The 22714-nt window shown below is 63.4% G+C and carries 18 protein-coding genes and 2 tRNA genes; 12 read left to right on the top strand and 8 right to left on the bottom strand.

The features are described from left to right. Positions 1 to 61 precede the first annotated feature (61 nt). The 4 genes from ilvC to ilvD form a co-directional block, all read right to left on the bottom strand. Positions 62 to 1090, bottom strand: coding sequence for a ketol-acid reductoisomerase (gene ilvC / locus AC5RTB_RS12520; RefSeq protein WP_494061394.1), 1029 nt, complete (start codon positions 1088 to 1090; stop codon positions 62 to 64). An 89-nt stretch (positions 1091 to 1179) separates the two neighbouring features. Continuing rightward, the gene (gene ilvN, locus AC5RTB_RS12515; protein WP_490889057.1) at positions 1180 to 1692 is read right to left on the bottom strand and encodes an acetolactate synthase small subunit; all 513 of its coding nucleotides are present in this window, start codon (positions 1690 to 1692) and stop codon (positions 1180 to 1182) included. 2 nt (positions 1693 to 1694) lie between these two features. Next, positions 1695 to 3584, bottom strand: coding sequence for an acetolactate synthase large subunit (locus AC5RTB_RS12510; RefSeq protein ID WP_494061393.1), 1890 nt, complete (start codon positions 3582 to 3584; stop codon positions 1695 to 1697). A gap of 348 nt (positions 3585 to 3932) precedes the next feature. Continuing rightward, entirely contained in the window at positions 3933 to 5648 is a 1716-nt protein-coding gene (gene ilvD, locus AC5RTB_RS12505) for a dihydroxy-acid dehydratase (RefSeq protein ID WP_494061392.1), read from the bottom strand. Between the two features lie 234 nt (positions 5649 to 5882). Here ilvD and AC5RTB_RS12500 point away from each other — a divergent pair, with 234 nt between their 5' ends. Continuing rightward, entirely contained in the window at positions 5883 to 6359 is a 477-nt protein-coding gene (locus tag AC5RTB_RS12500; RefSeq protein WP_494061391.1) for a hypothetical protein, read from the top strand. A gap of 3 nt (positions 6360 to 6362) precedes the next feature. Here AC5RTB_RS12500 and AC5RTB_RS12495 read toward each other — a convergent pair whose 3' ends face one another. Beyond that, positions 6363 to 7331, bottom strand: coding sequence for a 2-hydroxyacid dehydrogenase (locus AC5RTB_RS12495; protein WP_494061390.1), 969 nt, complete (start codon positions 7329 to 7331; stop codon positions 6363 to 6365). A 307-nt stretch (positions 7332 to 7638) separates the two neighbouring features. On the opposite strand from AC5RTB_RS12495, the gene AC5RTB_RS12490 reads away from it, so the two are divergent. Next, a complete protein-coding gene (locus AC5RTB_RS12490; protein WP_494061389.1) occupies positions 7639 to 8766 on the top strand; it encodes a PQQ-dependent sugar dehydrogenase in 1128 nt (375 codons plus the stop codon). 90 nt (positions 8767 to 8856) lie between these two features. Further along, positions 8857 to 8929 (top strand) — tRNA-Lys (locus AC5RTB_RS12485). A 159-nt stretch (positions 8930 to 9088) separates the two neighbouring features. On the opposite strand, the gene AC5RTB_RS12480 is transcribed toward AC5RTB_RS12485, so the two are convergent. Continuing rightward, the gene (locus AC5RTB_RS12480) at positions 9089 to 9583 is read right to left on the bottom strand and encodes a MarR family winged helix-turn-helix transcriptional regulator (RefSeq protein ID WP_494061388.1); all 495 of its coding nucleotides are present in this window, start codon (positions 9581 to 9583) and stop codon (positions 9089 to 9091) included. Positions 9584 to 9732: 149 nt separating this feature from the next. Here AC5RTB_RS12480 and bcp point away from each other — a divergent pair, with 149 nt between their 5' ends. The 8 genes from bcp (at position 9733) to AC5RTB_RS12440 (ending at position 19881) form a co-directional block, all read left to right on the top strand. Continuing rightward, a complete protein-coding gene (gene bcp, locus AC5RTB_RS12475) occupies positions 9733 to 10203 on the top strand; it encodes a thioredoxin-dependent thiol peroxidase (protein ID WP_494061387.1) in 471 nt (156 codons plus the stop codon). A 97-nt stretch (positions 10204 to 10300) separates the two neighbouring features. Beyond that, a tRNA-Leu gene (locus tag AC5RTB_RS12470) sits at positions 10301 to 10385 on the top strand. Positions 10386 to 10641: 256 nt separating this feature from the next. Beyond that, positions 10642 to 11331 carry a fasciclin domain-containing protein gene (locus AC5RTB_RS12465; RefSeq protein ID WP_494061386.1) on the top strand — a complete coding sequence of 230 codons (690 nt, stop codon included), beginning with the start codon at positions 10642 to 10644 and terminating at the stop codon, positions 11329 to 11331. A gap of 350 nt (positions 11332 to 11681) precedes the next feature. Further along, entirely contained in the window at positions 11682 to 13415 is a 1734-nt protein-coding gene (locus tag AC5RTB_RS12460) for an ABC transporter substrate-binding protein (protein ID WP_494061385.1), read from the top strand. Positions 13416 to 13543: 128 nt separating this feature from the next. Further along, positions 13544 to 15040 carry a malate:quinone oxidoreductase gene (locus AC5RTB_RS12455; protein WP_494061384.1) on the top strand — a complete coding sequence of 499 codons (1497 nt, stop codon included), beginning with the start codon at positions 13544 to 13546 and terminating at the stop codon, positions 15038 to 15040. Between the two features lie 44 nt (positions 15041 to 15084). Then, positions 15085 to 18252: an efflux RND transporter permease subunit gene (locus AC5RTB_RS12450; RefSeq protein ID WP_494061383.1), complete on the top strand. Its 3168-nt coding sequence runs from the start codon at positions 15085 to 15087 to the stop codon at positions 18250 to 18252. Positions 18253 to 18287: 35 nt separating this feature from the next. Then, the gene (locus AC5RTB_RS12445; RefSeq protein WP_494061382.1) at positions 18288 to 19370 is read left to right on the top strand and encodes an LLM class flavin-dependent oxidoreductase; all 1083 of its coding nucleotides are present in this window, start codon (positions 18288 to 18290) and stop codon (positions 19368 to 19370) included. After that, complete coding sequence (locus AC5RTB_RS12440) at positions 19363 to 19881, top strand: MarR family winged helix-turn-helix transcriptional regulator (RefSeq protein ID WP_494061381.1); 519 nt, start codon at positions 19363 to 19365, stop codon at positions 19879 to 19881. Before AC5RTB_RS12445 ends, AC5RTB_RS12440 begins: the two co-directional genes overlap by 8 nt. Here the strand turns inward: AC5RTB_RS12440 and AC5RTB_RS12435 are convergent. Next, positions 19874 to 20677, bottom strand: coding sequence for a transglutaminase-like domain-containing protein (locus tag AC5RTB_RS12435; RefSeq protein ID WP_494061380.1), 804 nt, complete (start codon positions 20675 to 20677; stop codon positions 19874 to 19876). The two genes, AC5RTB_RS12440 and AC5RTB_RS12435, sit on opposite strands and share 8 nt — an antisense overlap. Before the next feature lie 90 nt (positions 20678 to 20767). Between AC5RTB_RS12435 and AC5RTB_RS12430 the strand changes: the two genes are divergently transcribed. Beyond that, positions 20768 to 21718, top strand: coding sequence for an oxidoreductase (locus AC5RTB_RS12430; protein WP_494061379.1), 951 nt, complete (start codon positions 20768 to 20770; stop codon positions 21716 to 21718). Between the two features lie 157 nt (positions 21719 to 21875). Here AC5RTB_RS12430 and AC5RTB_RS12425 read toward each other — a convergent pair whose 3' ends face one another. Further along, entirely contained in the window at positions 21876 to 22658 is a 783-nt protein-coding gene (locus tag AC5RTB_RS12425) for a hypothetical protein (protein WP_494061378.1), read from the bottom strand. Positions 22659 to 22714: the final 56 nt, after the last annotated feature.

Raw genomic sequence — 22714 nt, 5'->3', positions numbered from 1 at the left:
GGAGCAGTGCGAGGGCAGCGCATCCATGACGGCGTTGACGGCGTTGAAGTGGTTGATGTTGTTAAGGGGCCCGAAGTAGTTCTTCGGTGTAGTCGTCGTTGGTCTTGATCCACGAGAACAGCTTGCGCAGCTCACGTCCCGTTGCTTCGATCGGGTGATCTTCACCCTGCTTGCGCAGCTTGGCGAATTCGGGAGCACCGGCGTCCTGGTCGTCAATGAAGCGCTTGGCGAAGGCACCGTTCTGGATGTCCGCGAGGACGGCCTTCATGTTCTCCTTCACCTCAGGGGTGATGACCCGCGGGCCGGAGACGTAGTCGCCGTATTCCGCCGTGTCGGAGACGCTCCAGCGCTGCTTCGCGATGCCGCCTTCAACCATCAGGTCGACGATGAGCTTGAGCTCGTGCAGTACCTCGAAGTAGGCAACCTCCGGCTTGTAGCCGGCCTCGGTGAGCGTCTCGAATCCGTACTGGATGAGCTGGGACGCACCGCCGCAGAGCACTACCTGCTCGCCGAAGAGGTCGGTCTCGGTCTCTTCAGTGAAGGTGGTCTCGATGACGCCTGCACGGGTGCCGCCGATGGCCTTCGCGTAAGACAGTGCCAGCTCACGAGCCTTGCCGGACGGGTTCTGCTCCACGGCAATCAGGTCGGGAACGCCCCGGCCTGCTTCGAACTCGCGGCGGACGATGTGGCCGGGGCCCTTGGGAGCCACGAGGGCCACGTCGACATCGGCCGGAGGCTGGATGTAGCCGTAGCGGATGTTGAAGCCGTGGCCGAAGAACAGGGCGTCGCCAGCCTGCAGGTTGGGGGCGATGTCCTCGGCATAGACATGGCGCTGGACCTGGTCCGGGGTAAGGACCATGATGAGGTCGGCTTCGGCAACAGCGTCGGCCACGTTCAAGACGCGGAGGCCCTCAGCTTCGGCCTTGGCACGGGACTTCGAGCCCTCCTTGAGGCCGACGCGGACGTCGACTCCGGAGTCGCGCAGGCTCAGCGCGTGGGCATGGCCCTGGCTGCCGTACCCGATAACAGCCACGGTGCGGCCCTGGATGATCGAAAGGTCTGCATCGTCGTCGTAGAACAACTCGGTCACTTGTATTTCTCCTGTGATGTGATTCTGCTGCCCACCTATCGTGGACAAGCGTGGTTTCGCGTTACTTGGTGCTGCTTGTGCGCTACTGGCTATGCGCTCCGCAGCGCCCTGTCACTCATTGACTTGGCGCCGCGGCTGATCGCGAGCGTCCCGGACTGCACTATTTCGCGGATGCCGAACGGCTCCAGCACTGACAGGAGCGCTGTGAGCTTTTCGGCGGTGCCGGTGGCTTCGATGATCAGCGAGTCTGTGGACACGTCAACCACTGAAGCACGGAACAAATCTGCTGCCTGGGTTACCTGCAGCCGTGTTGCGGCATCCGCACGGACCTTGACCAGGATGTGGTCGCGCTGCACGGAAGATTCGGGAACAAGCTCAACGATCTTGATGACGTTGATCAGCTTGTTCAGTTGTTTGGTGACCTGTTCGAGCAGGTCACCCTCTGCTTCGACCACAACCGTAATCCGGGACATTCCGGTCACTTCGGTGGGGCCGACAGCCAGGGAGTTGATATTGAAGGCGCGCCGTGCGAACAGGCTGGCGACGCGTGTCAGGACGCCCGGGACGTCCTCGACCAGAACGGAAAGGGTATGACGGGCCATGGTTAGTCCTCCTGCTCCCAGTCCGGGGTCAAGTTGCGGGCAATCTGGATGAGGTCGTTGCTGACGCCGGCAGGCACCATGGGCCAGACCATCGAGTCCCGGCTGACGACGAAGTCGACGACGACGGGACGGTCGTTGATCTCAAGCGCCTGCTGGATGGTGGCATCGATGTCCTCGTCCCGCTCACAGCGCAGTCCGGCGCAGCCATAGGCGTCAGCCAGCTTCACGAAATCGGGAACGCGAACCGTGTTGTGCCCGGTGTTCAGGTCAGTATTGGAGTAGCGGCCCTCGTAGAACAGGGTCTGCCACTGACGCACCATGCCCAGGGACGAGTTATTGATCACCGCCACCTTGATGGGGATGTTGTTGATGACGCAGGTGGCGAGCTCCTGGTTGGTCATCTGGAAGCAGCCGTCGCCGTCGATCGCCCACACCACACGGTCCGGATCGCCGATCTTGGCACCCATGGCTGCGGGCACCGCGTATCCCATGGTGCCCAGGCCACCGGAGTTGAGCCAGGCATGCGGACGCTCGTACTTGATGAACTGCGCTGCCCACATCTGGTGCTGGCCGACGCCGGCCGCGTAAACACCTTCAGGGCCGGTGAGCTCGCCGATGCGCTGGATGACATGCTGCGGCGCGGAAAGGCCGTCGTCAGGCTGGGTGAACCCGATGGGGTAGCTCTCACGGAGACGGTTCAGTACCGTCCACCAGGCGCTGTAATCAGGGGCGCCGGCGGCGGCGAACTGCTCGCGTAGAGCCGCGGTGAATTCCGGAATGATCTCCTTCACCGAGCCGACAATCGGTACGTCCGCGGTGCGGTTCTTCGAGATCTCCGCCGGGTCGATGTCTGCGTGAATGACCTTCGCGCCTGGAGCGAAGCTCGAAAGTACGCCGGTTACGCGGTCGTCAAAGCGGGCGCCGAGCGTGATCAGCAGGTCGGACTGCTGCAGAGCGGTCACCGCGGACACTGAGCCGTGCATCCCCGGCATGCCGACGTGCTGCGGATGGGAGTCGGGGAACACGCCGCGGGCCATCAGGGTGGTGACAACGGGTGCGCCGACAAGTTCGGCGAGTTCCAGCAGCTCGGCAGCTGCACGCGCCTTGACCACTCCGCCGCCCACGTAGAACACGGGACGTTCGGACGCCATGATGAGCCGGGCCGCTTCACGAACCTGCTTGGAATGGCCCCGTACAACGGTGCGGTAACCGGGGATATCGATTTTCGGCGGCCAGGAGAAGGTCATGGACCCGACCTGGGCATCCTTGGCGATGTCCACCAGCACCGGTCCGGGACGGCCGGTGGAGGCAATGTGGAAGGCCTCGGCCAGGACGCGCGGGATGTCCTGGGACTTGGTTACCAGGTAGGAATGCTTGGTGATCGGCATGGTGATGCCGACGATGTCCGCTTCCTGGAAAGCATCGGATCCGATGACGGCACTGGAAACCTGGCCGGTGATGGCGACCATTGGTACGGAATCCATGTGTGCGTCGGCGATCGCGGTGACCAGGTTGGTGGCGCCGGGACCGGACGTTGCAATACACACGCCTGGGCGATCCGTGACCATCGCATAGCCCTGCGCAGCGTGTCCGGCGCCCTGCTCATGACGAACGAGGATATGCCGGAGCTTGGTGGAAGCCATCAGCGGGTCATACGTCGGGAGGATCGCGCCCCCCGGAAGGCCAAAGATGTCATCCACGCCGAGTTCCTCGAGGGCGCGGACAATCGCCTCGGAACCGGTCATCTGGGTGGGCGGCACCGCGCGGTTGGGTCCGAGGACGGGGCTGGCGTGAGCCGCCGCAGCGTCCCTACCCGACTGTTGGCCGGGCGCCGCCGGGGCGGCTTGTTTGGCTGCCATCAGCGCTGGGCTGATGGGCGATCCCTTGGACATCCTTGAACTTCCTTTGTATCCAGCACAGCGTGATCGCTGCGCAAAATGTTCTGCGCGTTGTGTTCGGTGGGAACAAAAAAACCCCTCAGCCTGGTGGGCTCTGCGAGGGGTTTGCGCGTGACGTAGAAGTACCAGTCGAGGCTTTAGGCCACGCGCTTGGTAACTAGGACTACGGATACGAGCTGCATACCTGTAGTTTTCACTCCCCCGCGAAGAGTGTCAACAGCACCCCCCGCCGTCTCACTATGTGGACAAGGCTTCCAGTTACTGGACACTAACTGAAGACTACGACGGCGCTGAATGGCCGCCGTCGCAGTCTTCAGTCCTGCTGGTGAAACTAAGAGCGCACTAGCCGCAGTATGCGCCCTCGGAAGCCGAGTGCACCAACTTCGCGTACTTCGCCAGTACTCCCCTGGTGTACCGGGCGGGAAGCGGTTCCCAGCCGAGCTTCCGGCGCTCCAGTTCCTCAGGCTCGACCAGCAGATCGAAGGTCTTGTTCGGGATGTCAGCCCGGATGCGGTCGCCGTCCTCGACAAACGCGATCGGACCGCCGTCCACTGCCTCCGGCGCGACGTGGCCGATACACAGGCCGGTGGTGCCGCCCGAGAACCTTCCGTCCGTCAACAGGAGCACGTCCTTGCCAAGACCGGCGCCCTTGATCGCGCCGGTGATGGCCAGCATTTCCCGCATCCCGGGACCACCCTTGGGCCCCTCATAGCGGATAACGACGACGTCGCCCGCCTTTACCTCGCCTGCAGCGAGCGCCAGGAGGGCTCCCTGTTCGCGCTCGAAGACACGAGCGGTACCCTCGAACACCTCGGCGTCAAAGCCGGCAGTCTTCACGACTGCGCCCTCGGGAGCGAGTGATCCCCGCAGGACGGTCAGGCCACCGGTCTTGTGGATGGGGTTATCCAGGGCGCGCAGGATCTTGCCGTCGAGGTCCGGCGGATTGATCGACTCAAGATTCTCAGCCAGGGTCTTGCCGGTCACGGTCATCACGTCGCCGTGCAGGAGCCCGGCGTCAAGAAGTGCGCGCATGATTACGGGGACGCCGCCGATCTTGTCCACGTCGGTCATGACGTAACGGCCAAACGGCTTCAGGTCTCCCAGGTGTGGAACCCGGTCACCGATTCGGTTGAAATCATCGAGCGTCAGATCGACGTCGGCTTCGCGTGCAATGGCGAGGAGGTGGAGGACCGCGTTCGTGGATCCGCCAAAGGCCATGGTGACCGCAATAGCGTTCTCGAACGCCTTCTTGGTCATGATGTCGCGGGCCGTGATACCAAGGCGCAGCAGGTTGACGACAGCCTCTCCCGACTTACGGGCGAAATCGTCACGACGGCGGTCGGCTGACGGTGGCGCGGCAGAACCCGGCAGCGACATGCCGAGCGCCTCGCCGATGCAGGCCATGGTGTTCGCGGTGTACATACCTCCGCAGGCTCCCTCTCCCGGGCAGATCGCGCGCTCGATGCGGTCGAGATCCCCCTTGGACATCTTTCCCGCTGCGCACGCGCCGACGGCTTCGAAGGCGTCAATGAGAGTGACTTCCTTCTCGGTGCCGTCTTCCAGCTTGACCCAGCCGGGCATGATCGAGCCTGCGTACAGGAAGACGCTCGAGAGGTTGAGGCGGGCAGCCGCCATGAGCATGCCAGGCAGGGACTTGTCACAGCCAGCCAGCAGGACGGAGCCATCGATGCGCTCAGCCTCCATCACGGTCTCCACGGAGTCAGCGATGACCTCGCGGGAGACGAGCGAGAAGTGCATTCCTTCATGGCCCATCGAGATACCGTCGGAGACCGAGATGGTTCCAAACTGCATGGGGAACCCGCCGCCTGCGTGTACGCCTTCCTTGGCTCCCTGGGCAAGCCGGTTCAGGGAAAGGTTGCAGGGCGTGATCTCGTTCCAGGAGCTCGCGACGCCGATCTGGGGCTTGGCGAAGTCAGAATCGCCCATCCCGACCGCGCGCAGCATGCCACGGGCGGGCGCTCGCTCCATGCCGTCCGTGACTGCACGGCTTCTCGGCTTGATATCTGGTGTTGCTTTGGCTTCGCTATCCACGCTCATGGGTAAAAGTCTAGGCCCGGCGCGACACCGCCTCGTGCGTGTGACCCACCTATTACAGGAGTGCCGGTCGGTGTGCCGCCTCACATCCGGGATTAATCCCTGCCAAAACGGCTCCGAAGAACACCGGCGTGTTCATCGGGTAGGGTGGTCGGCGCGGACCTTGTGCGGCCGGCCATCGGCGACCGCATCCTGACCAGCCGTCCCGCGGGCATATCCCCTACCCAGGCTCATGACATGACCCCCCAGTTGCCGCACGCCTCATCCAACGAGCCCGACAGCGACGCTCTCAAAACCATACTGAGGGGGATCTTTGACTCCCAGATCCTGAACTACGGTGACTACAACCTGGTCTTCGCCGTGAACGAGCGTCGCGAGGGCAGGGACGCCGATGGTGTCCGGATCAGTAAACCGAGGTACTACGTCATCGGTTACCGTTGGCAGCCGGCAGAGCTCATGGTGGCTCCCGTCAACGGCCAGACCCTCACAGGCGGCGGTGTCCCGGTGGAGCTGAATATGACCAACCTCTCCCATGCGGTTCAGTTGGCGGGCGGCGACTATGAGGTGGGCACAAGCACGGGCAGAACGTTCCGCTTCGGAGTTCAGCCCGAAGTGATCTTCAAACCTGCGCCGGGCAAAGAACTTCGGCTCGAACAGGCGAACGACTGCGCCGACTTCGAACTCTTCATGCAGGCATTCGTCGCAATGGCGTAGGCGCTACCCCCCGGTGCGGTCGGGTCCCCACGGCCCGGGCACCACCAGGTTGACCGGCTCCTGTCCGGCAGCGAGCGCTTCGAGCTGCTTCCGGAGCAGTCGCACGATTCGCGGCCGGAACGCACCGGTATTTCCGCCGTTGTGAGGGGTGATGATCGCATTGTCCGCAGCCCAGAGCGGGTGATCGGCGGGAATGGGCTCAGGGTCGAAGACGTCCACGGCGGCGCGCAGGCGTCCGCTGACAACCTCAGCCGTAAGTGCGTCCGAGTCCACCACGGGTCCGCGTGCCACATTGACCACGAGGGCGCCGTCGGGCAGAGCTGCGAGCACCTCCCTGCCCACCAGGCCGCGGGTGGAGTCTGACAGCGGGGTAATAATGATCAGCACATCGTGTTGGGCCGCCAGTTCGACGAGCTCGTCGCTGCTGTGCACCTGTCCGCGTTCATCCGACCGGGCGCTGCTTCCGACCCTCGTGAGCTCAACCTCGAAAGCGTCGAGGCGCCTGGCGATCTCCTCTCCGATACCGCCCACTCCAAGCAGCAGTACCCTGCGATCGGCGAGACCGGGGAAACGACCCGGCTTCCACACGCCCTCACGCTGGTTGAGTACCGCGACATCGATACCGCGAAGTGACGCGATTGCCAGTCCGATTGCCATCTCCGCAGTGGCCGCCGCATGGACTCCAGCTGCACTGCACACCGCGACGCCGTCCCCTGCCATCTCCGGCACGCCCTCGTATCCGGTGGACTGGGTCTGCACCAGTTTGAGCGCCGGAGCAGCCTGCAGCTGTTCGCTGAGATCGCCCCTGGACATGTACGGCAGAACCGCAACGTCGATGTCCTGCAGGTCCGCACCGACCGGCGCGGCCTGGAAGTCCCACACGGCGAGGTTGATTCCTTCAGGAACAGGCTGAAGGGCTTCCAGGAGATCGTGATCGGGCACTGTGACGATACGGATGGAGGGAGCTGTCATCCGTTCAGCGTATCGGCAGCAAAGGACCGCCCGAACGTCACCGCTGCATGCCCGTGTGTCCCCGGCTGAGCCGGACGGGCGTATGGACAGCCGTTTTCCGCCGTCGTAACGTTCTAGGCATGCGGGCCGCGCGGGATGGAAAGCGGGACGGTGGGATGGACTCAGCACTCTGGGCTCTGCTCATCAGCTCCGCGGTGCTGGCAGTCCTCTGGTACCGGAACCGGTCAGAGGCCGCTCAGAGCACAACCCGGAACGAGTGGACGTTGACGCTGGCTGAGACCGTAATCCCCTCTTCCAGCAGGAAAAAATGACGGTGTGCCGCCCCGGGTTGCCCATCAGACGTGCCGCGGGCATTGTTACAGCATTCAGCCTGCTCGTCGGCCTCACCGCGTGCAACGTCGGACCTGAATCCGCCCCGATTATCCAGCAGCCCGATCCTTCAGAGCCGACGCCGCGCGCGTCCACCACCACGGAATCCGTTCCGCCGGAGGCAGACCCGACAGTCACAGCCGACCTCGTCACCGGTCTCGGCATCCCCTGGGCCATGGCGGCGCTGCCGGACGGAAGCCTCATCGTCACTGAGCGGGATACTGCGGAGGTTAAGCGGATCGTTGACGGTGAGGTTGAAGTCATCGGCGTGGTGGAAGATGCAGTCGCTGCCGGCGGTGAGGGCGGACTGCTCGGTGTTGCGGTTCCACCCGATTTCACGGAGGATCCGCGCCTGTTCCTCTACTACACGAGCCCGGACGACAACCGGGTCGTCAGCATGGCCTATGACGAAGGCGGACTGGGCAATATGGAAGAGATCCTGACCGGGATCCCGAAGGCAAACATACACAACGGAGGGCGCATCAAATTCGGCCCCGACGGGTACCTATACATCGGCACCGGTGACGCAGCCGACGCAGACAATGCCCAGGACCGGACGAGCCTCGGGGGGAAGATTCTTCGCTTGCGTGCCGACGGTGCACCCGCACCGGGTAATCCTTTCGGTACTGCTGTTTATTCGCTTGGTCACCGCAATGTGCAGGGTCTGGACTGGGACTCCGAAGGCCGACTCTGGGCGAGCGAGTTCGGCCCCGACCGCGATGACGAGCTGAATCTCATTGTGCCCGGCGGCAACTATGGGTGGCCCGCCGTCACCGGGGCCCCGGGAGACAGTGACTTCATCGACGCCCAGGTCGTGTGGCCGTCCACCGCCACCTCGTCGCCGAGCGGCATGGCCATTGTCGATGATGTCGCCTTCATCGGCGGTCTGCGGGGCGAGCGGCTGTGGCGGGTTCCTCTGGCCGATGCTTCCGTGGGAGAGCCGGTCAGCTACTTCGACGGTACTTACGGACGGTTGCGGGACACGATTGCGGGGGGTGACGGCGAACTGCTGATAGCGACCAACGAGGGTGGCAGTTCGCGTATCCTGCGGGTGAAAGTGCAGTAGCTCACTTTCGGCAGTGCAATTTCAACTTTTCGCCAGAGTGCTGGTAGAGTTTAGTGCTGTTGCGGAACGCGGTAGGACCGGATTTCGCAGGCACCTCTAGCTCAACTGGCAGAGCAATTGACTCTTAATCAATGGGTTCCGGGTTCGAGTCCCGGGGGGTGCACAAAGAAGAGAATCCTCCCGCCGGGCGCACCGGCGGGAGGATTTTCTTATCCTCCTCAGGCACAAACGGCAGGGGCAACCGATGGCTCACCGGTTGCCTCTGAATGGAAATTCTTCTACTGCTGGTCTTCCTGCAGGCCCGGACTGTACCGGGACGCTGCTAATCCTTACTCAGCGCAGGCTCCGGCAGGCCCACCTGCGGCACACCAGAACCAGGAGCCGCGGCTTCCCAGCTCCAACGAGGTGCGCCAAGATCCCGAATGACGCCCTGCAGGTGCGATCTCAGTTCGTTCGATACGAGCCCCTCGCCGGGGATGAGCGTGCGCTCGACGTCCTGGGCTTCGCCGAGGACACGACGTCCCTCCGGCGTGATCGAGACAGCATGGCTGCGACGGTCCACATCGCTGCGGGTCCGGGCAATGTGTCCCCGCACTTCAAGGCGTGACAGCGTCTTGCCCATGGTCTGAGCCTGTACACGAACAAGTTGCGCGAGGTTGGCCTGCGTCATGGCACCCTGGGATTCCAGGACCCCAAGCGCGATCACCCCGGCATGCGTTACGCCAATGGAAACCAGCCGTTCATTCCATGCATGCTCCACCAACCGAGCGGCCGTCGTCAGTAGTCGACCTGTCGGCCATTGCTCGAGATCCGGCATTTGCTGAAAACTTCCTTCCGCCCCACGCTGCCTCGTGCAGCCTCGCTGGGGACCTTCAAATCCACCCCCATATGATAGCTACGGCCGAAGCCGTAACTCGGGCGAGTTGCACGGCTGATGCACAATTGAGACCGAAAAGAGAGGCTCGTATGTCAGAACGATTCCAGGCCGGGGACCGCGCACCCGACTTCACACTCCAGTCGGCGGACGGTTCCACCGTTTCACTAGGCGACTTCGCGGGAGAGAACGTCGTTGTCTATTTCTATCCGGCGGCAGCAACACCGGGCTGCACGACTCAAGCCTGTGATTTCCGGGACAACCTCGCCTCACTGGGTTCAGCGGGTTACAGGGTCGTCGGCATCTCCCCCGACTCAGAGACCAAGCTCCGCTCCTTCACCGAAACCGAGGAGCTTACCTTTCCGCTGCTCTCTGATCCTGACCACGCAGTGGCCGAGGCCTGGGGAGCCTGGGGCGAGAAAAAGAACTATGGGAAGACCTACGAGGGTCTCATCCGTTCCACCGTCGTTGTAGATGGATCGGGCCACGTTGCACTGGCCCAGTACAACGTGAGGGCTACCGGACATGTCGCCAAATTGCGCCGCGACCTGGGGATCGATTAACCGGTCAGGGATCAACCCGTAACCAGGAACTGAACGCCGACTGAACTGAGTACAATGGAGCGTGCGTTGGCCGGTTTCGGCAAGTCAGCGCACCTAAGCGCGAGTGGCGAAATTGGCAGACGCGCTGGATTTAGGTTCCAGTGTCTTCGGACGTGGGGGTTCGAGTCCCCCCTTGCGCACCAGTCATTACGGTCGTCTCAGACGCCGAATGTAGACCCCCGGCCTTGCCGGGGGTCTACTGCTTTAACCTCGGCCGGTTGACCTCACGCGGTCCTCGATCACCCTCCCCCGACAGCCGTGTGCAATTTCTTTTCATCCTCACCCATCCACCGACATTTCCCAGCCGAAGTAAACGTGAGACATCTACACGGTGTGTTCGTCCGGAAATCAGACCATCACGTTTTGTCGCGGGGTCGAAATCTTTAAAGGAGAATTGAAATGGAACTTCTGAAGCGCAGGAACCTTTCCGTACTCGGTGTCGCAGCTGTGGCTATGTTCGGCCTGGCGGCATGCGGCGGCGGCGAGGAAGCCGCCACCGGCGATTCTGAGACCACCGAATCGACAACGACGGAGACCTCCGAGGCGGAGATGACGGAGGAATCGACGGATGAAGCAATGGACCCCGCCGCAAATCTGGTGGGTCCCGGTTGTGAAGATTACGCAGCGCAGGTTCCGGATGGAGCAGGCTCTGTTTCCGGCATGGCTGAGGACCCCGTGGCGACTGCTGCCTCCAACAACCCGCTGCTCACCCAGCTGACGGCGGCTGTTTCCGGCGAACTCAACCCCGAGGTTGATCTTGTCGACACCCTCAATGGCGGCGAGTTCACAGTCTTCGCACCGGTCGATGAAGCCTTCGAGGCCCTTGATGCCGAAACCGTTGAGGCTCTGAAGACAGATGCAGACCTCCTCAGCGGCATCCTCACCTACCACGTCGTTGAGGGCCAGATGGCTCCCGAGGAGGTGGCGGGAACCCACACCACGGTCAACGGTGCTGAGCTGATGGTCGAGGGCGAAGGCGACTCCATCACTGTCGGCGAAGAGAGCGCGGCCGTGATCTGCGGCGGCGTCCAGACCGCCAATGCCACGGTGTACCTGATCGACGCCATCCTGATGCCCCCGGCCGAGTAATTCCCCCGAACAACAACGTCGAGCAATTGGGTTGGATAATCAAGCCACCCACGTAGGCCAAGTGATTCAGCCCGGCGATTGAGCCAGTTTATTAGGCCATGTAAGTGGTCCGCGTAATCAGGCAAAACAATCATGCGAGAAGACGCTCGATATAAACTCCCTGATTCGAATCCTCTAATATGCTTCAGGGAACAAGGCGGGTATCTGCACCTCGGTGCAGATACCCGCCTTTATCCGTCTTGAGGCTGCCACTTTCACGGCGCCGCGATCAGCCGTCGTCCAGCCTGGTGACCTACACTGGATATTCCGTCCGCAGTCCTTGCCCACTGCACGCGCGCCCAGAGGAGACCATGCCAGCGAGCCCCACGCACCGCCGTCGTAGGCTGTCGCTGCCACTGCGTGCGCTCGCGGCCGCTACTGCTCTCGGGCTCACCGCGTGCACTGCGGGAACTCCAATACCCACCACGACGACGGCGCGCGCCACCTCCACGGAACCGTCGAAACCGGTCGGAGACACCACCACCGGCACGTTCGCCTTCGGCACCGCCGCGGATCCCACCGGCCTGGACCCGGCGCTTGCAACAGATACTGAGTCATTCCGGGTCACCCGGCAGGTACTCGAGGGCCTTGTCGGGATTGATCCGCTCACCTCTGAACCGGCTCCGCTTCTGGCCACCTCATGGGAAGAACGGAACGAAGGCCGGGCCTACGCCTTTGATCTGCGCGAGAACGTGCTCTTCCATGATGGCCAACCGTTCAACGCGGCGGCTGTCTGCGCCAACTTCGAGCGCTGGTACACAATGCCCGCGGAGACCCGTCTGGCGGACGCGGCTATCGCCTTCAGATCCGTGTTCAAAGCATTCTCGGACAATCCCGAGGCGTCTGTCTACGACTCCTGCCAGCCTCTCGGCGAGCATAAAGTGCTCATCCGGCTCACCGGGCGCCTGACCTCGTTCATACCCGCCCTGGCCCTGCCCGGTTTCGGCATGGCCTCGCCCCAGGCGCTTGAGGAGCTCAATGCCAACGAGCGGACTGTGGAGAAGGACGGCAGGCAACTCTCCGAGTTCGCACTCAGCCCCGTGGGTACGGGACCGTTCACCTTCGAGGCGTGGTCCGAGGATGAAGTGACCCTGAGCGCCTATGACGACTACTGGGGCTCGCCGGGTGAAATCCAGACCGTGACGTTCCGGACGATCCCCCACCCGGATGCCCGCCTTCGTGCCCTATTGGACGGGGACATCGACGGCTACGACCTCGTGACCGTGGACAACGCCGCTGAGCTGGCCCGCGAGGGTCAGCAGATTCTCCAGCGCGACCCCTATTCGGTGCTCTACCTCGGGATGAATCACGACTTCCCCGGTGTCGACGATGCGCTGTTCAGGCAGGCAGTTTCCCACGCCATCGACAAGTCAGCACTCATCGATGGCCGCTTCCTGGACGGCACAAGCCCTGCAACGCAATTCACCCCGCCAAAACTCGGCGTCACCAACGAGGAGATCACCGACTACGAGTACAACCCGGAGCGTGCAAGGGAACTTCTGGACGAAGCCGGATATGACGGGGAGCCTCTCCCCTTCCACTACCCCCGCAACATCTCCCGCCCATACCTTTCCTCCCCGGAAAAGGTATATGCCGAGCTGAGCCGCCAGCTCACCGCGTCCGGCTTCAACATACGGCCCGTCCCCACCGAGTGGTCACAGGGCTACATTGAGACCGTCCAGACCGATGACAACCGGGCCTTCCACCTGCTCGGTTGGAGTGGAAGCTACCAGGATCCCGACAACTTCGTCGGAGTGCTCTTCGGCAGTTACAAGGAAGAGTTTGCATTCCGCGACAACCAGCTCTTCAGCAAGGTCGCGCGCGCCGTCACCCTTCCCAACGGTGAAGAACGCACAGCCGCTTACCGGGACATCAACGAGAGCATCGCCGTCGACGTTCCGGCGATTCCGCTCGCGTTCCCCATCTCGGCCGCGGTGGTCTCGCCGCGGGTGCTCAGTTACCCCGTGAGCCCGGTGATGCACGAGGTGTTCAACAACATTGACCTCGCCGATGTCGAGCAGCCCACACCCTCGAGAGGCAGCTGAATACGGAACTCGCCAGCCAGCTTGACTGGGATGAGGATCACGCCGCCGGCGGGGTGTTCCAATTTAGGGAACACCACCGCCAGAGGCTACGCTTCAAGGGCTAGCGCCCTTGCTATTGGAGACCCATCGTGACTGCTGAGAGCCAGGCGGGAAAGCCCGCGAACCACACTGACGTCGTTCTTATTGGCGGCGGAATCATGAGCGCCACCCTCGGTGCGTTCCTCAAGCAACTGCAGCCGGACTGGGGTATCACTCTTTTCGAGCGGCTCGACCGAGCCGGGCTGGAAAGCTCGGACCCCTGGAACAACGCCGGAACCGGCCACGCCGCACTCTGCGAGCTCAACTACGCCCCGGCCGGCACGGACGGCTCAGTCGATCCGTCCAAGGCCATCGCCATCAACGAGCAGTTCCAGGTCTCCCGGCAGTTCTGGGCCCACATGGTATCGAACGGCCATCTCAGCGATCCCGGCAGCTTCATCAACGCTGTACCGCACATGAGCTTTGTGTGGGGCGAAGGCAACGTGGAGTACCTCCGCCGCCGGTATGAGGCCCTCCGCACGCAGCCGCTCTTCAAGTCGATGGAGTTCGCTACGGACCACTCCGCCATTGCCGAGTGGTCCCCGCTCATCGTGAAGGACCGCAATCCCTCACAGCTCGTGGCGGCGTCGCGGGTGGCCGGTGGAACAGACGTCGATTTCGGCGCACTCACGCGCGGCCTCACAACCTACCTCGGCGAGAACGACGTCGATCTCCGGTACGGACAAGACGTCACCAACCTGTCCAAGACTTCCCAGAACCGCTGGGATGTCACGGTCCGCAACCGCGCAACCGGACAGCAGCACACGGTCAACACCCGCTTCGTGTTCATCGGCGCCGGTGGCGGTGCGCTGCACCTGCTCCAGAAGAGCGGAATCCCTGAAGGGCGAGGATTCGCCGGGTTCCCGGTCTCCGGTCAATTCCTGCGCTGCACCAACCCCGATACCGTCCAGCAGCACAATGCCAAGGTGTACGGGCAGGCGTCGGTCGGTGCACCGCCCATGTCCGTACCGCACCTCGACACCCGCTACGTCAACGGGGAACGGTCTCTGTTGTTCGGTCCGTACGCCGGATTCTCCACCAAGTTCCTGAAGCGCGGATCGCTGCTGGACCTGCCGACCTCAATTCGGCCGTCCAACCTCGTGCCAATGCTCGCAGTAGGCAAGGACAACATTCCGCTCACGAAGTACCTCATCAGCGAGGTGCTCAAGAAGCGCGAGGCGAAGAACGAGTACCTCAGGGAGTTCGTACCGTCAGCCGATGGCGACCGGTGGGAACTGATCACCGCGGGCCAGCGTGTACAGGTCATCAAGAAGGCCCCCGGGAAGGGCGGCGTCCTGCAGTTCGGCACCGAGATCATCACTTCGGCTGACGGCACTGTCGGCGCCCTGCTCGGGGCATCCCCCGGAGCGTCGACCGCGGCACCGATCATGATCGAGCTGATGCGCCGGTGCTTCCCCGGACAGCTTGCTGCCTGGGAGCCCAAACTGAAGGAAATGATCCCCGGCTACGGGACGAAGCTCAACGAGAATGAGTCGCTTGCCGATGACGTCCAGTCAATGACGGACAGGGTGCTGGGGCTCAAGTAGATCGCGGCGCCACCAGGACTGGTTGCCCGCAGAAGGCAGAACCGATGTTCCGTTTGGCGCAACTGTCCCTGGGGAATCGCGCACTGATTGCCCTGATCACCGTGTTCGCTGCGGTGTTCGGGGTAATTACCATGGGCTCCCTGAAGCAGGAGCTCATTCCCTCGCTGGAATTTCCCCAGATCACGGTGGTGTCCTCCCTGCCCGGGGCCAGTCCGGAGTATCTGGACAAGCAGGTCAGCGAGCCGCTGGAACGAGCGCTGAGCGGTGTGGAAGGGCTGGAGTCGTCGTCGGCGACCTCACGCAACGGCGTCTCCACGGTCAGCCTGATGTTCGCCTACGGCACCGACCTTGACCGCGCCCGCGGCCAGGTTGACCGCGCTATCTCGACTGTGCGGCCAGTGCTTCCGGAGGATGTGGAACCCCAATCGCTGGCGGGCAGCATCAACGACCTCCCCATCGTCTTCATGGCGGTGTCCTCTGATCAGCCGCTCAGTGAACTGGGTGAAGAACTGTCGCGCCTCACCGTGCCGCAGCTCCAGAAGATAGAGGGGGTACGCAGCGCGGAGATCACCGGCGGCGCGGAACAGCATATCTCCATCCTTCCCGCCACTGGGGACCTTGCAGCCCAGGGACTCACCATCGGTGACATCGTTGACGCCCTCGAAAACAACGGTGAACTGTTCCCCATCGGCACAATGGACGAGGGCGAACGCTCGCTGACCATCCAGGCCGGCAGCCCTATCCAGTCACTGGAAGACATCCGGAACCTGCCCATCCTCCCCCAGGACCCGCCGGCTGGTTCCGACGCCACCGCCCCTGTGACCATCGGCGACGTTGCGGACGTGACAGTAGCGGACGACGACGCGACCTCCATCACGCGGACCAACGGCGTCGAGACGCTGGCACTGACCGTGACGAAGGTTCCATCGGCAGATACCGTCACGCTCTCGAACGCAGTCGCCGCCTTGATCCCGGAGCTAGAGGCCGAACTGGGTGACGGTGCGAACATCACGGTGATCTTCGACCAGGCGCCCTTCATCGAGCGTTCCATTTCCGATCTCACCACCGAGGGCCTGCTGGGACTGGGATTCGCCGTCCTCGTCATTCTGGTGTTCCTGCTCTCGGCCCGCTCCACCCTGGTCACCGCGGTGTCCATCCCGCTGTCATTGCTGATCACGTTCATCGGGTTGGCAGCCACCGGTTACTCGCTCAACATCCTGACGCTGGGCGCGCTCACAATTGCGATCGGTCGCGTTGTCGACGATTCGATCGTGGTCATCGAGAACATCAAACGCCATCTCAGCTACGGGGAAGACAAACGCTCGGCGATCCTCACAGCCATCCGTGAGGTGGCCGGGGCCATCACCGCCTCCACCCTCACAACGGTGGCGGTGTTCGCCCCGATTGCCTTCGTCGGAGATCTCGCTGGTGAGCTGTTTCGGCCGTTCGCGCTGACCGTCACCATGGCCCTGCTCGCGTCGCTGGCCGTCTCGCTGACGATCGTTCCGGTGCTCGCTTACTGGTTCCTGCCCAGGACCCGGCTTTCCTCCGGCCCGAAGGATCCCGCGACTGCGGCGGCCGAGCAGCGGTACCTGGCAGAAGAGAAGGAGAAGCGCTCCTGGCTTCAGCGTGGCTACCTTCCCATTCTCCGCACCACCCAGCACCACCCGGTCTGGACTGTAGCGGCCGGAGTGCTGGTGCTTGCCGGGACGGTTGCGTTGGTGCCCTTCATGCAGACGAACCTTCTGGGCAACACCGGCCAGAACAGCTTCAGCATCACTCAGCGCCAGCAGCCGGGCTCGAGTCTGGAGAACACCGTTGCCGAAGCCGGGCGCGTGGAGGAAGTCCTCTCCCGTTTCGAAGAAATCCGGGATGTGCAGGTGACCGTCGGGAACGCGCCCGGAGCTGTTGGTGCCCGGTTCTCCGCGGGTGCTTCCACCGCAGCGTTCACGGTGACGACGGAGGAAGAAGCCGACCAGCAGCAACTGCAGAACGATGTTCGTGCCGCGCTCAGTGCACTCGAGGGAGCCGGCGAGATCGCCCTGTCGACCCAGCAGGGTGGTTTTGGCACGTCCAACACGGTGGACATCAACATCACCGCGCCGGAGCCTGACATTCTGGCCGAGGCAAGCGACGCCGTCGTCGCCGCCATGCAGGGTGTACCGGGGTCGAGGGACGTGACGTCCAACCTCGCTGCGGCTCAGCCGCAGATCCAGGTCAGCGTGGACCGGGCGGCCGCGGTTCGGGCCGGGCTGAGCGAGGGCCAGATTGGCGCCCTGCTCGGAGGCAACGTCAGCGCCGTCCCCGGCGGTGTGGTCCGGCTTGAAGCCACCGATTATCCCATCCTGATCGGGGAAGGGACCGAGATCACCAGCCTCGACCAGCTCCGCGATCTCTCGGTGCCGACCCCCGCCGGGCCGGTCCCCCTGACGGATGTCGCAACAGTCGAGGAGGTACAGGTTCCGCTGACGATCACCAGCTCCAACGGTGAACGGACAGCGCGGATCTCGATCACGCCGTCGGAAGACAACCTGGGCGCCCTGACCGCGGCGGTCACCGAACGCCTGGAGGACGTGACGCTGCCGGTCGGGGCAACGGCCACCCTGGGCGGGGCATCGGAGCAGCAGGCGGAGTCCTTCGGCCAGCTGTTCCTCGCACTGTGGGCTGCGGTAGCCATCGTGTACGTCATCATGGTTGCCACGTTCAAGAGCCTCATCCAGCCGCTGATCCTTCTCGTATCGGTCCCGTTCGCCGCGACGGGCGCCATTGCCCTGCTGGTGATTACCGGGATCCCATTGGGTCTGCCTTCGCTGATCGGCATGCTGATGCTGGTGGGGATCGTGGTCACCAATGCAATCGTCCTGATCGACCTGATCAACCAGTACCGCCGGCCGCATGACGGTTCTGTTGGGCTCAACGTCGCGGACGCGATCACGCGTGGAGCCAGGCAGCGGCTTCGTCCGATCCTCATGACGGCGCTGGCGACCGTCTTCGCCCTGACGCCGATGGCGCTCGGTCTGACCGGCGAAGGCGGCTTCATCTCCCAGCCGCTCGCCGTCGTCGTCGTTGGAGGCCTGGTTTCCTCAACGCTGCTGACGCTGGTGCTGGTTCCGGTGCTGTACCGGCTGGTCGAAGGCCGCCGGGAGAAGCGTGATGAGGTGGCGGAGGAGTGGGAACAAATCCAGGAAGACGCTGGTTACGGAGTACAGTAGATGCAAATGCATGTACTTCTAGGAGGAGGAATCCCATGCAGATCGGTATCTTCAGCGTCGGTGACGTAACGGTTGACCCCACCACCGGCACAGCTCCCACCGAGCACGAACGCATCAAGGCCATGGTGACCATCGCGAAGCACGCCGAAGACGTTGGACTGGACGTCTTCGCCACCGGCGAGCACCACAACCGCCCGTTCGTCCCGAGCTCCCCCACCACCATGCTCGGATATGTGGCGGCGCAGACCTCACGCATCATCCTCTCGACCTCCACGACGTTGATCACCACCAATGATCCGGTCAAGATCGCCGAAGACTACGCGATGCTCCAGCACCTCGCCGACGGCCGGGTGGACCTGATCCTCGGACGCGGGAACACCGCGCCCGTTTACCCCTGGTTCGGCAAGAACCCGCAGGACAGCGTTGAACTCACGGTCGAGAACTACCATCTGCTGCGCCGGCTCTGGGACGAGGACGTGGTCACCTGGGAAGGCAAGCACCGCACGCCGCTGCACAACTTCACCTCCACCCCCCGTCCGCTCGACGGCGTCGCCCCCTTCGTCTGGCACGGCTCCATCCGGACGCCCCAGGTCGCCGAGATCGCGGCGTACTACGGTGACGGCTACTTCGCGAACAACATTTTCTGGCCGAAGGAGCACTACCAGCAGCTCATCTCGCTCTACCGGGAACGGTATGCGCACTACGGGCACGGCACTGCGGAACAGGCGATCGTCGGGCTGGGCGGGCAGTTCTTCATCCGCCCCAACTCCCAGGATGCCATCAACGAATTCCGTCCGTACTTCGACAACGCGCCGGTGTACGGTCACGGCCCATCGCTGGAAGACTTCAGCTCCCAGACGCCACTGACCGTGGGCAGCCCGCAGGAAATGATCGACAAGACGCTTTCCTTCCGCGAATTCTTCGGCGACTACCATCGCCAGCTATTCCTCGTGGACCATGCCGGGCTCCCGCTGAAGACGGTGCTGGAGCAGCTCGACCTGTTCGGTGCCGAGGTGCTGCCTACCCTGCGCAAGGAGTTCGCCGAGCGCACACCTGCATCGTTGCCCGCTCCCCCGACATTCGAGAACCGCAAGGCTGCGGTGACCGCCGATGTCTGAGTCCGCCGGGGCACCGATGCGCCTAACCGCCGAGGCCTGGGAGTCCCTCTTCCGGGCGCAGGTGGCGGTGATGCGTAGGCTCCGGCGGGAAGGGTCCTTCTCACCGCTCGCAATCGGTGAGTACGACGTCCTTTTCAATCTCAGCCGCTGCCCCACCGGCTGGACCAGGCTCAACGAGCTGAACAGCCACCTTCTCATCAGCCAGCCGAGCCTCAGCCGGATGGCGGAGCGCCTTGAAGACAAGGGATTGATCCAGCGCAAGCAGGCGCCCGACGATCAGCGCGGTGTCCTGCTGGCCCTCACCGACGAAGGACGCCGGCTCCAACGCGAGATCGGTGCGGCGCATGTGCGCAGCATCCATGCCCTGCTCGGGCCGATCCTTGACGAGGAGGAACTCGAGCAGCTGCTGCGCCTGACCACAAAGCTCAGGGCAGGTCTGGAGAACGACGCCGCGCCCCCCGGCCGGTCTGACGGCCGGCTTGCGCTGGGCCGGCGGATGTTGCCTAGCTGAGCTGCACCAGCGAGGTGCCGTCGTCGTCGTGCAGGGTACCTGCCGTGGCCGTGACCTTGAGTGTGTCCAGGGTGAGACTGCCACCGACGGTGGACAGGAACGCCGTATCGGAGGCGTCGCGTCCTGTTGCAATGCGCAGAAGGTTGGTCCGTGGTGCCAGCCCTGTTGCATCGACGACATGCCACGCGCCGTCCACCCACGCTTCCACCACCGCGTGGAAGTCCATCGGCGTCAAACCCGGCGCGTACACGGAGACCAGTCGGGCGGGGACGTCCTTGGCACGCAACAGCGAAATCACCAGATGCGCATAGTCGCGGCAGACTCCGCGGCGGGACAGCAGCGTATCCGTTGCGCCGTCGGTATGTCGGGATGAGCCGGAGACATAGCTGAGGTTGCCGCTCACCCATTCCCGCACGGCCGACAACAGTTCACTGCCCTGCATGCTTCCGAACAGGGCGTACGACGACGGCAGCAGACGGTCCGATTCGCAGTAGCGGCTGGGACGCACATAGCGGATGAGGTCGGCGTCGTCCTTTTCGGCGGCGGCCGCCGTGCCCGAGACCTCCGCACGATAGTTCAGTTCAAGCGTTGCCGGCCGATCGAGCGTGAGTGTATGAAGGATCCCCCCATGGAGGTCCTCGACGGGAGTGAGCGCCACCGGTTCTCCGTCGGCCGTAACCTCAAGGACTTCGTCAACGGATGAGTACCCGGCATTGCGCGCAATCGCCACAGAGAAGGCCATCGACGTGTTGGCGCGGGTGTTGGCGGTCAGGTGAGCCGTGACGGTTCGATTCATTCCTCAAGCTCCTGGCGGATGTCGGTGAGCGTTGACTGTGCCGGTCTGGAACACTGGCTGTAACACGGTACGACGAGAAAGGCGCACTTTGTGAATCGCTCAATCAAGGACACGTCCGGAGAGTCCCGCCTGGACGGGCTGACCGCCGTCGTGACCGGTGCCAACAGCGGCCTCGGACTGCAAACCGTTATCGGCCTGGCCCGGCGCGGCGCGTCAGTGGTTCTGGCGTGCCGCAACGAGGAACGGGGTGCGGCCGCCCTGCAGCGGGCGCGCGACGCGTCCGGGAGCACGTCGCTGACCCTCCGGCAGCTCGACCTCGCAAATCTCGCGTCAATCCGGTCCTTCAGCCGTGCCTGGTCCGGCCCGCTGGATCTCCTGGTCAACAACGCGGGGGTGATGGCAACACCGCTGAGGCGCACGGCTGACGGCTTTGAGCAGCAGTTCGGGATCAATCACCTTGGTCATTTCGCGCTGACGGGACTGCTGCTGAACGCACTGCGCCAGTCGGCCTCGGCGAGAGTGGTCACGGTCTCCTCGCTGGCCCACAATCGCGGGCGAATCGACTTCGAGGACCTCAACGCCCGTTCCCGGTATCGGCCGTGGAAGGCCTACAACCAGAGCAAATTCGCCAATCTGCTGTTCACGATGGAGCTCGACCGCCGGGTGCGCGCTGCAGGCTGGCCGCTGGTCGCCGTTGCCGCACATCCCGGGTTGTCCACGACCAACCTCACCACCGGAATGCGTGGTGCGGCAGTTCTCGACCTGATGGGCGGTTTCTTCCGCCTCATGGGCCAGTCGGATGTGGAGGGCGCAAAGCCGATCCTGCTGGCTGCCACCGGGACGCAGGTGCACGGCGGCGACTATTACGGCCCGAACGGACCCGGCGAAACCCGCGGCGCCCCGGTTCTTGTTGCTCCCTCTCCCTCAGTACTCGACGAGGCTGTCGCTGCGAGACTTTGGGCAGTCAGTGAGGAACTTACCGGTGTGACGTACGAAGGACTTCCCGCCGGCCACAGCTCTGACTTCCGCTCCGCCCCTTGAACAGAGCCGAATGGTAAGCATTCTGTTTCCCCGACAAGGAGTACGAGTCGCCCGCCGAGGTCAGCAGAGCCGTTTCCAAGTAGGGACTCCCCGTCTGCCAGAATGTGGCAGACGCCCATATAGCAGTCGGCCTGACTGGCAATCTACGTGAGGAACGTCAGCTCGCTACCTGAAGCGACATGATCATCCTGCGTATCTGGTCGAAGTCCTTCTGACCGAACCGCTTCTGAGCCTCCGCAATCGTCGCAAAGGAGGCGGTTCGGGAGCCTACCTGCGCCGGCTCCAGGGCGCGAAGCTGGATGCCGTCGCCGAAGGAATACAGCCCGATGTGCTCCGGTCCCTGGACGGTGTTGTACAGGACGCACGCCGCGCCTTCCGCTCCCCCGACCATGTCAGTAATCCCGTATGAACTGAAGAAGCGGTACCCCTGGATCAGCCGTACCACGAAGCGTGGCTCAATGGACCTCTCTGCTTCCGCTGTCGATGGGATGTCGACCGGCTCGCTGCTGAGCACAATGTAGGGCCTCGCGGCGTCCGCTGCACAGTCCCCCGATGGAGGGGTGATCCGGGTATGCAGTTGAGCCACGGTTGCACCGTCGGCATTCGACACGTCAAAGTGAATACCGCCCTCATCGAAACCTTTCCCCGGGTCTTCGATCGCCTCTACCGTCCAGTCCTCCGGCACCTCGAAACTGACAAGCCGTTGCTCGTCTGTGAAGGCGGTCCACCCGTCGCCCGGCGCCGCTCGTTCCGGAAGCATCGGAAGCGCAACAGGGGTCGGGCTGGCTGTTGCCGGAGCGGAGCTCGCCGGTGGGGCACTTCCGGAAGGACTGGCCGGTGGACGATCACCAATCTCGAAGTCCTCGCACCCCGTGATCGTCGCCGTAACGGTCAGAAGCATGACAGCACCGAGGAAACCAAACCTCACTGGTCGCGTCATAATCGATCCTTCCGGGTAGCCCTGCTTCCACTCTATGCAGTGAAGCAAGCCGCCTG

Source organism: Arthrobacter sp. M71 S08 (assembly GCF_059089725.1).
The sequence above is the reverse complement of the archived record's forward strand: the minus strand, read 5'-3'. Positions and strand labels throughout refer to the sequence as shown.

Coding starts and splice junctions, on each gene's coding strand:
- ilvN (WP_490889057.1), bottom strand. CDS start 1,692: ATGGCCCGTCATACCCTTTCCGTTCTGGTCGAGGACGTCCCGGGCGTC.
- AC5RTB_RS12510 (WP_494061393.1), bottom strand. CDS start 3,584: ATGTCCAAGGGATCGCCCATCAGCCCAGCGCTGATGGCAGCCAAACAA.
- ilvD (WP_494061392.1), bottom strand. CDS start 5,648: ATGAGCGTGGATAGCGAAGCCAAAGCAACACCAGATATCAAGCCGAGA.
- AC5RTB_RS12500 (WP_494061391.1), top strand. CDS start 5,883: ATGACCCCCCAGTTGCCGCACGCCTCATCCAACGAGCCCGACAGCGAC.
- AC5RTB_RS12495 (WP_494061390.1), bottom strand. CDS start 7,331: ATGACAGCTCCCTCCATCCGTATCGTCACAGTGCCCGATCACGATCTC.
- AC5RTB_RS12490 (WP_494061389.1), top strand. CDS start 7,639: ATGACGGTGTGCCGCCCCGGGTTGCCCATCAGACGTGCCGCGGGCATT.
- AC5RTB_RS12480 (WP_494061388.1), bottom strand. CDS start 9,583: ATGCCGGATCTCGAGCAATGGCCGACAGGTCGACTACTGACGACGGCC.
- bcp (WP_494061387.1), top strand. CDS start 9,733: ATGTCAGAACGATTCCAGGCCGGGGACCGCGCACCCGACTTCACACTC.
- AC5RTB_RS12465 (WP_494061386.1), top strand. CDS start 10,642: ATGGAACTTCTGAAGCGCAGGAACCTTTCCGTACTCGGTGTCGCAGCT.
- AC5RTB_RS12460 (WP_494061385.1), top strand. CDS start 11,682: ATGCCAGCGAGCCCCACGCACCGCCGTCGTAGGCTGTCGCTGCCACTG.
- AC5RTB_RS12450 (WP_494061383.1), top strand. CDS start 15,085: ATGTTCCGTTTGGCGCAACTGTCCCTGGGGAATCGCGCACTGATTGCC.
- AC5RTB_RS12445 (WP_494061382.1), top strand. CDS start 18,288: ATGCAGATCGGTATCTTCAGCGTCGGTGACGTAACGGTTGACCCCACC.
- AC5RTB_RS12440 (WP_494061381.1), top strand. CDS start 19,363: ATGTCTGAGTCCGCCGGGGCACCGATGCGCCTAACCGCCGAGGCCTGG.
- AC5RTB_RS12435 (WP_494061380.1), bottom strand. CDS start 20,677: ATGAATCGAACCGTCACGGCTCACCTGACCGCCAACACCCGCGCCAAC.
- AC5RTB_RS12425 (WP_494061378.1), bottom strand. CDS start 22,658: ATGACGCGACCAGTGAGGTTTGGTTTCCTCGGTGCTGTCATGCTTCTG.